We start from the raw sequence: 15,287 nt of genomic DNA on the forward strand, positions 1-15,287 counted from the left end.
GGTATGTTGACTTGTGGTCTCTTCGTATTTTGGCGGAAAACTCTTTCTATGCTAGTGTGTCAGTTGACACCCATATTAGGATTATGTTAATCTCCAATCAGGAGAACGTTTACTCAATATAATTATTTGAGGGAAATAATATGAAAAAAAATCAAGTGTCCATAAAGGATATTGCCAGGTTAAGTGGAGTTTCTGTAGCTACGGTTTCCCGTGTGATTAACGAGAATGGTCGCTTCTCTGAGGAAACACGGCAGAAGGTTGTTGAAGTAATCCAAAAGTACCAATATGAGACTAACAGCATCGCCAAAAGCCTGCGGATGAGTAAATCACAGACGATTGGCGTTTTGGTGCCGGATATTAATAATGAATTTTTTTCAGTCATTGTACAAAAAGTGGAAAGCTTCTTTTTTAAACAAGGATATTCTACCATTATATGTAATACTGCTAAAGATGCGGAGAAGGAACGAGAATATTTGAAAACTTTGGATGGAAAAATGGTAGATGGTCTGATCTGCATTTCGGGTCAGGAGGAGCTTTCTGCGGAATTGCTTAAACGTCCCATTCCGATTGTATGTATTGACCGACGACCAAAGATTAATACGAACGTAGCTTTTATTGAGTCCAATCATTATGAGGGTGGATTTTTGGCGACAGAGGAGCTGATTAACAAAGGCTGCAAGGAAATTTTGCTGTTGACCAAGCAAAACAATCTATCCTCTGTTAATGAGCGTCTGTACGGGTATAAAGATGCTCTGCAAAAGCATGGACTGCATCCATCCGAGGACCACTTGGTTGCAGTTCGCAATGATGGGCCTACTCTGGAGACCGCACAGGCTGCTATTAAACATGTCTTGGAAAAAGGACTGCGGTTTGACGGTATTTTTGCAACTAATGACTGGTTGGCTTTGGGCGGATTACTGGCGTTACAGAAATTCGGAGTACAGGTCCCCGGTGAAGTCAAGATAGTGGGTTTTGATAATGACACAATTTCCCAATACTGTAATCCACCATTGACTACAATTGAACAGGATAAAGAAACACTTGCAGATAAAGCTTCCAGTATGCTGCTTCGTATGCTGAGTGGAGACAAGATGGAACAAGAGCAGCATTATTCCATCCCAGTACGATTGATACAACGCAGTACCACCTAGTTTCGTGGTCAGATATCATCTTGCATTAGCCAAGGGAGAGGTGAGCATAGGTACTGTTTTACCTCTCCAGAGTAAGATGGTCGAGCTGTGCTCTATTATGCTGTAAACTTTCCCGTTTAATATCCAACAAAAAAATGGTTTGACAACAATATCAGAAAATGATAACTTTAATTATGTTGAATGTAATCGTTTACCCAAGAGAGTCAGAATCCATATGATGTGTGAGAAACCAACAAGTGATGGAGTTCGAGCCATGAACTGTTGTTATTTTTTTCAATGGGTAAACGTTTTCTCTACTGATTTATTCAATACCAAAGGGCATAAAGATCAACTGCTGCTTTTTGGAAAATGTTAAACAGATTATGTCGTTTGAGTAATCGTTTACTCTATTTTAGAAGAAGGGTGATTATGAATGAGTATGTTATTATGTCCTTCCATGATGTGCGCTAATTTCAGCTCCTTGGAACATGAAGTAAACGCGCTGGAAGAAGCCAATGTGGATATTTATCATATTGATATTATGGATGGTAGATTTGTCCCTAATTTCGGAATGGGGCTTCAGGATTTGGAGTTTATCCGTAAACAAACCCAAAAAACAATGGATGTACATCTGATGATAGACAACCCTTCCGCCTATATTGATTTATTTGCCGATAAGGGTGCAGACATCATTTATTTTCACCCGGAGGCCGATATGCACCCGACGCGCACCATTGACCGAATTGTTGGAAGAGGGGTAAAAGCGGGAATCGCTCTTAATCCGGGGACAGCCATTGCTGCAGTAGAACCTTTACTTGGCATGGTTGACTATGTGTTGGTCATGACCGTAAATCCGGGTTTTGCAGGGCAAAAATATTTACCCTTCGTGAACGACAAGATTAAAGCGCTGCAAGCTTTTAAACACGAAAAGGGATTGAATTATACAATCGTGGTTGATGGGGCTATCTCCGAAGAGAAGATCAACGAATTGGCACACTACGGGGTTGAAGGATTCGTACTGGGGACATCCACTTTGTTTGGTAAAGAAGAATCTTACAAAACCATCATTAACAGATTAAAAAATATCTAATTCGGGGAGGAATAAAGCCATGAAAATTGCCATCGGTAGCGACCATGTGGCTGTAGAGCTTAAAACGACGATTTCAACTTATCTTAATGAACTGGGTCATGAGGTCATGGACTATGGACCGCAAACTTCAGAAAGAACCGACTATCCGAAGTATGGAAAGCTCGTTGCAGAGGCTGTGGTCGGAAAGCAGGCTGACGCAGGCATTCTGATTTGCGGCACAGGCGTGGGAATATCCATCTCGGCCAACAAAGTCAAGGGAATTCGGGCTGTAGTATGCAGCGAGCCTTATTCTGCACAGTTGTCCAAGCAGCACAACAATACAAATGTTCTTGCATTCGGTGCACGTGTCGTCGGAAGCGAATTGGCGAAAATGATAGTGAAATCATGGCTGGAGGCTGAGTTTGAAGGAGGACGCCATGGCGACCGCATCAAGATGATATCCGACATCGAGGAACAGCATTTGTGCTGACGAACGACCACTTAAAACATAAATGACTTGGAGGAGATTACATTGGCAAAAAGATTAATCGCAAGCACGAAAACGGATATTTTGAAATTTAGCGCAGCAGATCTAAAAGAATCCATTCTGGCTTCTGAAGGGCGCGTCATTATGGGACAGCATCATGTGATGCTGAATTCCGGCCTGGTCGATGGCGTTACCAATGCGGAGATCCAAGCAGCTTACGGCGCAGATATGGTTATGCTGAATGGCTTTGATATGATCAAGGAAGAATCCAATATCGGATTGCGTGAAATGAAGCATGGCAAGCTGGCTGATAAGCCGTATAGCCTGAAGCAAATCAAGGAATGGGCCGGTGTTCCGCTCGGTATTTATTTTGAGTGTCCAAGCCCGGATGCTCAGGTTGCGGGAGAACAATATGTGGAGGCCAAAGAAGGAAGAATCGCTTCCAGAGAGAACTTCCTGCGTGCCTTAGAGATTGGAGCTGACTTTATCGTATTGGGAGGAAATCCTTCCGCAGGTACAACCTTTGAACGGATCATTGAGGCTACCAAGCTGGCAAAAGAAACACTGGGAGACAAAATCCTGATCTGCGCCGGAAAATGGGAAGACGGAACCATTGAGAAAGTATTGGGTGATCCACTGAGCGAGAGACCTTCCAATGAAATTATTAAAGACTTGATCGATTCTGGTGCTGACGTTATTACGTTGCCTGCACCTGGCTCCAGACATGGTATTACAGTGGAGCACGTCAGACAATGTGTAGAATTTGTCCATTCATATAAACCCGGAACGCTTGCTCTTTCTTTCCTGAACAGCTCAGTTGAAGGGGCAGATGTTCAAACGATTGCCTGGATCGCACTCATGATGAAACAGACGGGCGCGGATATTCATGCCATTGGAGATGGTGGTTATGCAGGAACACCTCTTCCTGAGAACGTATACCAGCTTGCGCTGTCCATTAAAGGACGCAGACATACAATCAAGAGAATGGTAGGAAGAAGCCGGTAACGATTGACCCCGTGTAATTCAGAGACTCTATATTCTTTTCGTACTCCTTGGAGTGCGCGTAGAGTCTTTGAATTACCACCATCAATGTAAACGTTTACTTTCATAGATGCCAAATGAGGATTAAAGGAGCGAGCAGTATGTCCGATGAAAAACTGGCAAAAGACATTTTAGCGTCCGTTGGCGGAGAAGGAAATGTCTCTAGCTTGGTGCATTGTGCCACTCGGTTAAGATTTAAATTAAATAGCAGGGATCAGGCCGACAAGAACCAAACACAAAATATTCCCGGGGTTATTACAGTTGTTGAAAACGGTGGACAATATCAAGTGGTCATTGGAAATACGGTAGGGGACGTATATAAAGACATTTTAAAGATCAGTAGCCTTGGAGATGACGACAAATCGAATGCATCCGCTGCTCCTGAAGGCAACTGGTTCAACAAAACGGTGGACATTATTTCCGGTATTTTTACACCATTTTTGGGGGCACTGGCAGCTTCGGGGATTTTGAAAGGGCTTTTATTAATGCTCGTCTCGTTAGGATGGCTCACCAAAACAGGTGGTGTCTATTCGATCTGGTTCGCTGCCGCAGACAGTATCTTTTATTTCCTGCCGATCGCGATTGCTGTGACCTCTTCGAAGAAATTTGGAGCCAATACCTTTGTTGCGCTTGCGGTAGCAGGGGCTCTGGTGTATCCGAATATTATTACTTTGTATAACGATAAAACGGATATTTCGTTCTTCAATATTCCTGTTGTTCTTATGAGTTATACTTCTTCGGTTATTCCAGTGATTATCGCGGTTTGGTTGCTATCCATTCTTGAGAAATTCCTGAATAGAGTAATTCATGATAGCGTGAAAAATTTTATAACGCCACTTATCTGTCTGATGGTCATTGTTCCCTTGACTCTGATTGCGGTTGGACCAATTGGAATATATGCGAGCTTGGGGCTGGCTAAGGGTTACACTTTCTTATACAATTTGAGTCCGATTGTAGCGGGAGTCATTGTAGGTGCCGGGTGGCAGATGTTAGTTGTTATGGGGCTCCACTGGGCGTTTATTCCTATCATGTACAATAACATTGCGGTATACGGTCATGATACTTTGAAACCATTATTTGCGCCTTCTAACTTTGCACAAGCAGGTGCGGCACTGGGTGTATTCCTTAAAACCAGAAATCCAAAAGTGAGAGCGATTGCCGGGCCTGCAGCGATAACAGGTTTGTTTGGCATCACGGAACCGATCATCTACGGGATTAGTATCCGCTACAAAAAACCGTTCGTATGGGCTATTATCGGGGGCGCTATCGCCGGGGCAATCACAGGTGCGGCGGGTTCCGTGGCAATTGCTCCAGGTATACCGGGCTTGGCATCCCTGCCGATATTCTTCGGCACAGGATTTGCCGGATTCGTAATTGCCATTATCGTAGCTTATATATTCACAGCCATTACCACGTATTTCTTTGGATTTAATGATTCCATGGAAACAGAAATGATTGCAGTCCATGAAGAGAAGAAAGAAGCTGCAACCCCAGCTCCTGCGCTAACGAACGAGAATATTTCCAGCCCGCTGACGGGTACTGTCAAACCGTTATCCGAGATATCTGATGAAGTGTTCTCTACTGGAGCCATGGGTAAAGGCGTTGCTATTGTGCCTGAGGATGGCAAACTGCTCTCTCCATTCAACGGAACTATAGCTAATGCCTTCCGTACAGGCCATGCGATTGGTATTGTATCGGATGGAGGAACGGAGATCTTGGTTCACATCGGTATGGACACCGTCAAGTTGAAAGGACAGCATTTTAAAACGCATATCTCAGAAGGGGATCGGGTTACCAAAGGTCAACTGCTGGTCGAGTTTGATATTGGAGCAATTAAAGCTCTGGGCTATGACATGACTACACCGATTATTGTGACGAATACAGCCGAATACTCTGACGTTAAGGTGCTGGGAAATAACCGAGTGTACACAGGAGATTCATTGCTGGAGGTCAAGCTATGAAGACTACGGAAAGACTAAATCAAATCAATGCACCTTTGGTTATTTATGAGGTAATGAGCGAAGCATTCCGCCCGTATGGAAGGCTGCTGCCTCATTTTAATACCACAGAGCTTATCAAGTATGCAAAAGAAACGACCAGCGTACCCGATCAGGGAAACCATTATGTACCTTCGGTCGCAGAACTCGAAGACTTCGGTGTAATTCACCGGATTCAAGATGAGGTGTACGGCCAACTTCCAATTCAGGCTGGTTTTTGCGCAGGTCAGAATACGGGTCTGACCGGGCTGGAATATCATCAGGGCAGCGAGGTGGTGATTGCCGCTACAGACTGTATTCATCTTGTCGGCAGAGTACAGGACATTGAGGACAATTCCTATGACAGTGCAAATGTTCAGGTGTTTTTTCAGCCTAAAAACACGGTTGTCGAGATATATTCAACGACACTTCATTATGCTCCCTGTAAAGTTGACAGTGAAGGATATTTGACGATTGTGATCCTTCCGGCAGGAACGAATATGCCACTTGAAGCGGGAGAAGGTAGCCGGGGGAACCTACTGCTGACTAAGAAAAATAAATTTCTTATGGTTCATAGTACACAGATGGAAAAAATCGCGGCTGGCGTCCATCCCGGGCTGCACGGGAAGTTGCTGAATATTTCTCCCATTTGAGTCAAAGTCCATCATTCATAAATTAAACTAAGGGACCAGCTAGCTGGTCCTTTTTTTTAACTCAATTTCAGCTGCTTACCTTTATCCCTTGAAGCAGAATAGGGAAATCCCTAAATATTTTTAATTTGAACTACATTGTGATTCTAATCACATATAGCTCTATCTGCTGCATTAAAATAGAAGCATAAGCAATATTCATAGGAACGTAGGAGATGTCGTCGGATAGGAAGCATCGTCGAATGAATGGAGGAACCGGTATATGATAAACAGTAAACAAAAACTTGTGGTTATAGGGAACGGGATGGCTGGTATCAATACGGTCGAACAAATTTTGAAATTAACGGATAAGTATGAAATTACGGTCCTGGGAAATGAGCCGCATCCGAACTATAACAGGATCATGCTCTCTTATGTGTTGGAAGGTAGTAAAACGATTGATGATATCATACTGAACGATTTGCAATGGTACGCGGATCAAGGGATTACTTTATATACAGGAAAAATGGTGAAAAGCATTGACGGTGAGAACAAGAAGATTCGCACCGAAGACGGACTGGAAATTGATTATGATGTAGCTTTGGTAGCTACTGGTTCACAATCATTTATTCTGCCTATTCCGGGTAAAGAATTACCGGGTGTCATCGGTTTCCGAGATATCGCCGATTGCTCGGCAATGCTTGAGGCAGCAAAGACCTTTAAAAAGGCAGCTGTCATTGGTGGAGGCCTATTGGGGCTGGAAGCAGCTAAAGGCTTGGTCAACCTGGGTATGGATGTTACGGTCGTTCATTTAATGGAGGATTTGATGGAACGCCAGCTGGACCGGGAAGCCTCTGCGATGCTGAAAACAGAACTAGAACGCCAGGGAATCAAGTTTGCTATGCAAATGCAAACTGCGGAGGTGTACGGTCAAGATCGGGTACAAGGACTGCGGTTTTCAGACGGAAGCGAGCTGGAAGCGGATTTGGTCGTTATGGCCGTCGGGATCAAACCTAATATTCAGGTGGCTGTGCAAAGTGGCATGGAAACGAACCGTGGTATTGTAGTCGATGATTTGATGAGAACCTCCGTGCCGGATGTATATGCTGTAGGGGAATGTGTTGAACACCGCGGAACCTGTTACGGCTTGGTAGCTCCGCTGTTTGAACAGGGGAGTGTAATTTCCAAACATTTGGCAGGTGCGGATACTGAAGGTTATATGGGATCGGTGGTTTCCACCAAGCTCAAAATTTCAGGGGTGGATGTTTTCTCAGCTGGCGAATTCATAACCCAGCCTGAACATACGGTGATTGTTGCAAAGGATGAGTGGAAGCGCACATACAAAAAAGTGCTGCTTCGTGAAAATAAGATTGTAGGAACTGTACTGTTTGGCGATGTGAGCGAATCTGCTAGCCTTCAAAAATATGTGCGTCAGCAAACGTTGATGACTGATGAGATATATGGACAGATCATGGGTACTGGATGCAGCAAGGACGGGGCGAAATCATTATCCGCTGAAACGATGGCTGATGATGAAATTGTCTGTGGCTGTAACGGTGTAACCAAAAAGACGATTGTGGATGCGATTAATGATAATGGACTGACCACAGTCGATGAAATTAAGGCATGTACCGGAGCAACGCGTTCCTGTGGAGGGTGTAAGCCGGTTGTAGAGCAAATTCTGCAGTACGTTCTTGGAGACAGCTTCAAGACGTCAGCCAAGCAAGGAATATGTGGCTGCACAACTTTGAGTCGGGACGAGATTGTGGAAGCGATCAAAACCAAAGGGCTGACAACAACGCGTGAAGTTATGAATGTACTGGGTTGGCATAATGATGAAGGATGCTCCAAATGTCGGCCAGCGCTGAATTACTATCTGGGAATGATTAACCCGGATACCTATGAAAATGAGGGAGATTCCCGTTTTGTAAATGAGCGATTGCACGCGAACATTCAAAAGGATGGAACGTTTACAGTTGTTCCTAGAATGTACGGTGGTGTAACGACCCCAGAAGATTTGAAGAAGATAGCAGATGTTTCTCTTAAATACAACGTTAAGGTCGTTAAAGTAACAGGAGGACAGCGGCTTGATTTGATCGGTGTCCGTAAAGAGGATCTGCCTAAAGTATGGGAAGAACTCGATATGCCGTCGGGATATGCCTACGCGAAGTCACTTCGTACAGTTAAAACCTGTGTTGGATCACAATTTTGCCGGTTTGGCACACAGGACTCGATGGGAATGGGAGAAGTGTTGGAACGGAAATTCGAACGACTGGATTTCCCGGCAAAATTCAAATTAGCGGTTAATGGATGTCCACGCAACTGTGCGGAATCATGTACCAAAGATATCGGAATCGTAGGTAATGATGGGGGCTGGGAGATCTTTATCGGTGGTAATGGCGGTATTAAAGCGCGGTTGGCTGATTCACTCTGTAAAGTAAAAACCGACGCCGAGTTGATTGATATTGTAGGAAGCGTAATGCAACTCTACCGGGAAACAGGACAATACCTGGAACGTACTTCGGAGTGGGTGGAACGGATCGGTCTGGAGGAGATTCAGAAGGCTGTCGTTCATGATACAGATCATCGACAAGCTTTAGTAGAACGCATCGAATTTGCATTACAACAGGTCGAAGACCCTTGGAAAAAGATCATCAATGATGAGGATTCACGCAAAAATTTATTCGAGGTTGTCACCCCGTCTATTGTGTAATTGTATCTAAAATGCCTGAGGAAGGGAGCGATCAAACAAATGATCAAAAATGCCGAATGGCTTGTCGTCGGTCATAGTAAGGATTTTCCGATCAGAATAGGGCGTACCATCCATATCAAAGGTACTGAAATTGCTGTTTTCCGCACTTCGGAGAATGAGCTTTATGCCGTTGAAAATAGCAGTCCTCATCCCAAAGGAGGTCCTCTTACAGAGGCTATAGTATCTGGTCATTATATCTATGATCCTTTATATGACTGGAAAATTGATCTGCAGACGGGCATCGTTCAAGAGCCTGATCACGGACAAATTAAAACGTTCGCCGTTTGTGAAGAGGGAGAAGAAGTAAAAATATCGTTCGAAACGGTTTAGTTCGTCTGATGGAATACAAATAAAAAAGGGCTCGACAGGAACAATCCTGTGGGGCCCTTTTTTCGTCTTGGATCAGGTAATGGTAACGCCTGCGCTTGCATAACCTACGATAGTGTTTACGAGGGAAAGTCCCGTAGCTGTTGCAGAGAAGACAAGGAGCAGACGAGTCTGTGCGGTTACGGGGATAGCCAAACCAGTAGTAATGCCGCTAGAGGTCGTTCCCAAAGCAACAATGCCATTCAGTGGAGGGGCCAATGTAACGATAGCTCCCGGAACTGCTGTGAAAGTGTTATTAGGTGTTGGGGAACTAAACAGCTGGGCAGTAATTGTCGCAGTTGAACCCACGAGAGTTAATGCAGCTGTTGTACTGAAGTAACCAGCAATAGATGTAATTACGCCATCCCGTGGTACGGAAAAAGCAAAGTTAATCAGAGGTCCTACAAGTGTACCTGTCAGGTCTATGCCCCCCCCTACGAGGCTAATACCTGTTGCTGAGCTCCCAAAGCCGATCAAACTTGTGGTTCCTACCACTCCGCCAAGAACAGTTGTCAGTATAGCAGGTCCTCCTGAAGCAAACGGGATGATGGCTCCCGAGCCGGTGGCTCCGGTAATCCCTGTAACGCCCGTAACACCCGTGGCGCCGACAGGTCCGGCCGGGCCTTCCGGTCCAGCGGCCCCGATAGGCCCGGCGGCGCCAACAGGTCCAGCCGCTCCAATGGGCCCCGCAGGCCCCACGGGCCCGGCAGGGCCAACAGGTCCGGGTGCTCCGATAGGTCCAGCGGCGCCGATAGGTCCGGGAGGCCCTTGTGGCCCTGGTCCACCTGCGGGTCCAGGCGCACCGCCGGGTCCCACAGGTCCAGGAGGTCCTTGTGCACCGGACTCCCCTGACAAGTATGTTTCACCTAATGCGTTGCTAACCGTCGTTCCAGCGATTCTGATCGCGCTGATTAAGCTGTCTTTAAGAGCAGGATCAAGGGATTCTTGTAAAACGATGGACAATAGGGCATCCAGCAATTGTTGCAGTGCAGTACCTACGCCGATCGGAGAGAAAGGTGTAGCTTCTAACGCAACAATAGCAAGCTCCAGCGCTGCCAGCAAGTCTGCCTTAACCCCGCCTCTAAGTCTTAAGCTTTTCGCCAGAGACAACAAACGTCTTAAAATCTGTTGCAAGGAAGATACATTAGCCGCAGAGGGGTTTGCGAATACGACGGGGATGATCGCGGTCAATTCATTAATCAGTCTGAGAAGAGCTTCGATACTTTTATTTACTCTTGTTGGTTTACAGTCTTCGTCTTTTTTTGAAGCACCACTGAACCTGAACGGTTTTTTATGTTTCATGCTCAAATATCTCCTCCTTATCATTCTTCCTACTGTAGAGGTGATAGGTGGTTCATCGCCCCGCTTCGCAGATATTCATAATATATTTACTGAAGCGAAAAGGGTGAATAAACAAGCAAAAATGATTGTTGGAGGCTTGTACATAAAATATGCATAAAAAAATACGGCCCCCGAAAAGCTTGGAGGCCGCGTTGTATTTGCTTATACTCATCTGATGTATGAAGCTTGAAAAGTCTTATTTAAGAATACGTACCAGCAGTTCAGCCATCTCACCTCTGCTGATGGCTGCTTTTGGCTTGAGTGTTCCATCTGGATAACCGCTGATCCAACCGGAGGATACTGCATTTTGAAATGCTGCGGAGGCCCATGCTGAAATCTGCTGCTCATCCTTGTAGGATTGTAGTGCAGTAGTGCTGGAAATGGATATCTGATTCTGCATCGCGTGTGACAGGATCACCATCGCCTGCTCACGGGTAAGACTCTCATCAGGTCCGAAAGTTTGAGCGGTTAGCCCTTGAATCCATCCCTGACGATGAGCAGAATCCACGGCTGATCCAGCCCAGTGTCCCTGCATATCTGTAAATGAGGTAGAAGGGCTCTCATCTCCAGCAGTTCCCAATGCTCTGGTCAGTATGGCTACAAATTCTGCACGGCTTACAGCGCGCTCAGGGCGTATGTTGCCGTCTTTATAGCCTTGTATCCAGCCTTTGTCTGCAAGAGATTGCAGGGACTTCGCTGCCCAATGGCCTTGTACATCCGGCCATACCTGAGCTAGCTCTTGCGAATCTGACGAATTGATTTGGTCATTTTGCACACTGGCATTATCGGTTTGAGACTTTGCGTCTGTGGCGACGACAAAGGTACCTAACCCGGTCGTATTGACACTCACACCCGACAAAATCCCTTTTGAATCCATTACAGCAGTCCCTTTTAGAATCTCACGCTCGCCATTCTCATGAATAACAAGAATGGAGAACTGGGGCTCTGCATTGTGTAACTCACCTAAGGATTCGTTATCCAGCGGTAGAATGATCGACGAGGTTCCTGTCACATTGGCTTTGATGTCTGTAACCGGGCCCATCAGCGTCAGGCTGGATTGTTGCTCAGCCCAATCACGGATCTGCTGTGCACGATGTACATCAACCTGCTGGAATGACAATGTAACGTCCTGCTGGCCTGAGGCCATGCGGGTTAAGGTGTCACTGGATATCATCAGTGTTCCATATCGGGATATTACCGATGTACCAATCTTATCCCATTTATTCAGTAAAGAATGAGAAAGGATAACACGACTCAGTTGCTTCTCCTGCTCCAAACGAATGTCTGCGTATGCTTTGCCTTCGCGAAGTGCTTGCTGTATCTGCTCATCCAAGAATGCCGGCGAAGGAACAAAGAGGGAGAACTCTTTCCCTTGTTCGGAAAATCCGATCTGTGGTATGAAAGCAGATAGATCCTCATTCTTATCTTTGTTAGATTTGCCTGTGTTTGCAATTACCTTGGCAGGGACGGTGACTTCTATGGCTTGCGTCAAAGCACGAGAACCATCGCTTACCCTCATAACATCCAGCATGATAGTTACAACGGAAGGAGTATCTGCTTGAACAATAGTTCCGTCTGTACGCACGATGTCTGGCTGGCTACTGCTGCTGATGGTCACACGGAAACCATCAGGTACAACAGGCAAACTGAGCAGTGTATCACTTGTTGTAGGAGCTGGTATGCTTGTGATGGAATCCGCAACGCGCTGCGCGGTTAACCCTTGCGGATACACTAGCCCTGACGGAGCGCTCTTCATACCATTTACGTTCTGCAGCACATAGTAGCTGGCTCCTTCAGGCACAGGTGTAAATGTATATTTTCCCTCTCCCGAAGCGATTCCTTCCGCTATAAGCTCCTGCTGGGCATTGTACAGTTCAAGCCGTGCGCCTGGTAAGGCACCTGTAACGACCACAGAGGCTATATCCCCATTGCCTGCTGCGGCTCCAACAGCACGGGGCAGCACGTTTATATGGCGCTCTGCTGGCTCCGCTGTCCAACCTCCATTGTCGCTATAAGCATAGTTCAATACATATACACCGGGTACACTTATATCGACATTCCCGTTACCTGAAAGCTCAGGGATCAGGATATTGCCGTATACGCTGTCCAGTACACTGGCTCCCGGATCAGTGAAGCTGTCACCGGCTTCCAGAACAATTGGATTACTGCCGTTCAATCGTACGTAAGGTGTATTCGGTAATGCCTTCAGCACGGTGATTGTGAATGTTCTTTGTACAGAAGCGGTACCTTTAGAAATAATGGCAATTAACTGTACATTCATATCACCGTCTGTATATTTAGGCCGATTCACCTGACCGCTATTGCTGAGGATATCTGGTTGATCCGAAGACCAGTCGATCTGGGTGTCAAATGCTCCTGTACGAGGCAGAGCGATGGAATCCTTAATCCCTTGCGGATAATCCAAATTCAGTGTATTAGCTGCCAAATTTACGGCTTCATCAGCGCTTACGGGCAATGCTGGCACGAGCAGGCTGAATGTTTTTCGTAGCTCAACCCCGCCTCGTGACACAACTGCTTCCAGCGTGATGGTCTGATCGCCCTGCACATAGCTTGGGAATGTTACATGCCCAGTATGATCCAGGAACTGGGGCTGAGTCGATGACCATGACACCTGAACACCATTCAGAGCGTCTTTTGGCAAATATACGTCTCCCGTTACTGTCGTTATCGGCAGTTCAAGTGCTTTGTATGCTGCGTCTACGGCTTCAGTGTCGCTCATCGGCAGACGGAGTACGTGTGTAGTAAAATCCTTTGTTTTCGTTAAGCCTGCAAGTTGCAGGGTAGCCGTTAGGGTAACATCCGTATCTCCACTGTTATAGGAGGGTCTGGTGAGTGTTCCATCTGCTGCAATGACAAGAGGTTTGGACGAGGACCATTCGATCTGCGCTCCACCATAACCGGATAAAGGGAGAGAAATACTCTCTGTTACCGCAGACAAATTGCCAAGCGAGAGGGTGTCTACTGCTTGATCCAATGTATCTTGTGCAGTTATCTTCGGTACGGTAACTTCGAAAGTTTGAGTATCCGAGGCGCTTCCCTTCGCAATCGTAGCTGTCAGTTTTACTTTTCGGTCACCCAGATCGTACCGCGGGCGTGTGACAGCCCCCTCGTTCGTAATGACGTCAGGAGTATCCGAACTCCAGCTCACCGTCGTATCATTCAATCCAGCGAGTGGCAGTGTCAGCTTTTGGGATACGGAATCAACTGTATCTCCAGATGCGAAGCCTAATGCAAGAGCAGCTTTGGCCTGTGCAACTCTCTCGGCATCGGTAAGTATGTTCACTTTAACTTCTGAGGGAGTGCTCTCCCCCTTAGCATTCACGGCCTGAACCGTGTAAAGGGCTTCACCTGGCGGCAATGCTGAAGTGTCTATGAATTGGGTTAAGTTACCTGAATAGAGCGTTACACTATCTCGTATGACTTTGTATGAAGTTGCATAAGGAACAGCATCCCAGCTTAACTCCACTGTATTTCCATTTTTGGTTCCTGTAAAATGCCCCGGAGCCTGTGGAACGGGCAATCGCTCCCCATAAGCTGCGAATTCCATGATGGAAGCCCACTGATTGTTTCTTGTATTTCCTTGATCAATATATAATCGCAAGTATCGTGTAGTTACAGGGGCAATGTTCTTTTCAACATTAGAGCTCTCATTATTCTGGACGGTATCAACAGTCACCCAATTACTTCCGTTGCTGCTTGTTTGCAATCGGAAACTGTATGGATCACGTTGATCCTGCCACCCGTTATGGATTCCCATACCTGTAACAACGTATCGATCTACGATATACCAGTCTCTCAGATCTACCTGAATCCATTTTTCACCGTTGCTGGCTTGATACCAGCGGCTTGTTGGTTCGATTGACCCATCCACAGCTCTGGAGGGATCATAGGGCTGGCTGTAGCCACTGGATGTGGCTGGCTTGTTAAGCACCACATTTTCCCAACCGGCAGCGTGAACCTCATTCGTCCCTATGAGCAGGAACGTACCGCCGATAAATGGCAGCAATGGAACCAGCAAGCGATAGGGTTTCAATTTGTTGCGTGTGAAGTTATTGCCTTCGAGCACGCCATCACCTCTTCTTCATTAATTAGCCCACCGATGAACACATTCATTAAGGGCGGGATGGGTAAACCCCTTCGGTTGCGATATAGTAGTTTACATTCGGCAACGGGGAAGCCCCGCGCAAGTCGGGTAATGCAAATGTGCTCATTCCATCGCCGCCAAAATTAGTGCCCAGCAGACTGAACAGTGCTGTATTTTGCGAAATAGATAAGAGCTGACCCTCGCATTTTAGCCAACCTTTAGGAGCGAACATGTACGGGTACACCGTAATTTCCCCAATATAAGGCTCATAACCTGCATGTGCCTGTTTGGGACTGATCGCCGTTCCCCCTAACAAAATGACCGCTAACAAACTCAACACAGCGGCTTTCTTCCAAAAATGATTCTTCATACCTACAACTCCTTTTTAGTT

At 46.1% G+C, this 15,287-nt stretch carries 11 protein-coding genes; 8 read left to right on the forward strand and 3 right to left on the reverse strand.

Features of this window, described 5'->3' with window-relative positions; translation table 11 throughout:
• The first annotated feature begins 140 nt into the window (after positions 1-140).
• From MKY24_RS03380 to nirD, 8 genes are all read left to right on the forward strand, one after another.
• Positions 141-1,151, forward strand: a complete 1,011-nt coding sequence (locus MKY24_RS03380) for a LacI family DNA-binding transcriptional regulator (protein ID WP_028541072.1) — start codon at positions 141-143, stop codon at positions 1,149-1,151.
• Between the two features lie 412 nt (positions 1,152-1,563).
• The gene (gene rpe, locus MKY24_RS03385; protein ID WP_068941342.1) at positions 1,564-2,220 is read left to right on the forward strand and encodes a ribulose-phosphate 3-epimerase; all 657 of its coding nucleotides are present in this window, start codon (positions 1,564-1,566) and stop codon (positions 2,218-2,220) included.
• A gap of 19 nt (positions 2,221-2,239) precedes the next feature.
• Entirely contained in the window at positions 2,240-2,689 is a 450-nt protein-coding gene (rpiB, locus tag MKY24_RS03390; protein WP_023986894.1) for a ribose 5-phosphate isomerase B, read from the forward strand.
• Between the two features lie 42 nt (positions 2,690-2,731).
• Positions 2,732-3,691 carry a hypothetical protein gene (locus MKY24_RS03395; RefSeq protein ID WP_023986895.1) on the forward strand — a complete coding sequence of 320 codons (960 nt, stop codon included), beginning with the start codon at positions 2,732-2,734 and terminating at the stop codon, positions 3,689-3,691.
• Between the two features lie 137 nt (positions 3,692-3,828).
• Positions 3,829-5,688 carry a beta-glucoside-specific PTS transporter subunit IIABC gene (locus MKY24_RS03400; RefSeq protein WP_068941344.1) on the forward strand — a complete coding sequence of 620 codons (1,860 nt, stop codon included), beginning with the start codon at positions 3,829-3,831 and terminating at the stop codon, positions 5,686-5,688.
• Positions 5,685-6,356, forward strand: coding sequence for a DUF4867 family protein (locus tag MKY24_RS03405; RefSeq protein ID WP_023986897.1), 672 nt, complete (start codon positions 5,685-5,687; stop codon positions 6,354-6,356). Before MKY24_RS03400 ends, MKY24_RS03405 begins: the two co-directional genes overlap by 4 nt.
• A 259-nt stretch (positions 6,357-6,615) precedes the next feature.
• Positions 6,616-9,045: a nitrite reductase large subunit NirB gene (gene nirB / locus MKY24_RS03410; protein WP_339201415.1), complete on the forward strand. Its 2,430-nt coding sequence runs from the start codon at positions 6,616-6,618 to the stop codon at positions 9,043-9,045.
• Positions 9,046-9,084: 39 nt separating this feature from the next.
• Positions 9,085-9,414 carry a nitrite reductase small subunit NirD gene (nirD, locus tag MKY24_RS03415; protein WP_023986899.1) on the forward strand — a complete coding sequence of 110 codons (330 nt, stop codon included), beginning with the start codon at positions 9,085-9,087 and terminating at the stop codon, positions 9,412-9,414.
• Between the two features lie 72 nt (positions 9,415-9,486).
• Here nirD and MKY24_RS03420 read toward each other — a convergent pair whose 3' ends face one another.
• From MKY24_RS03420 to MKY24_RS03430, 3 genes are all read right to left on the reverse strand, one after another.
• On the reverse strand, positions 9,487-10,752 hold the full coding sequence (locus tag MKY24_RS03420; protein ID WP_339201416.1) for an exosporium glycoprotein BclB-related protein: 1,266 nt from the start codon (positions 10,750-10,752) through the stop codon (positions 9,487-9,489).
• 235 nt (positions 10,753-10,987) lie between these two features.
• Positions 10,988-14,878: an immunoglobulin-like domain-containing protein gene (locus MKY24_RS03425; protein ID WP_339201417.1), complete on the reverse strand. Its 3,891-nt coding sequence runs from the start codon at positions 14,876-14,878 to the stop codon at positions 10,988-10,990.
• Between the two features lie 46 nt (positions 14,879-14,924).
• The gene (locus tag MKY24_RS03430; protein ID WP_023986902.1) at positions 14,925-15,266 is read right to left on the reverse strand and encodes a tail fiber protein; all 342 of its coding nucleotides are present in this window, start codon (positions 15,264-15,266) and stop codon (positions 14,925-14,927) included.
• Positions 15,267-15,287 lie beyond the last annotated feature (21 nt).

It is taken from the genome of Paenibacillus sp. FSL P2-0322 (assembly GCF_037975315.1).
Lineage (GTDB): Bacteria > Bacillota > Bacilli > Paenibacillales > Paenibacillaceae > Paenibacillus > Paenibacillus polymyxa_B.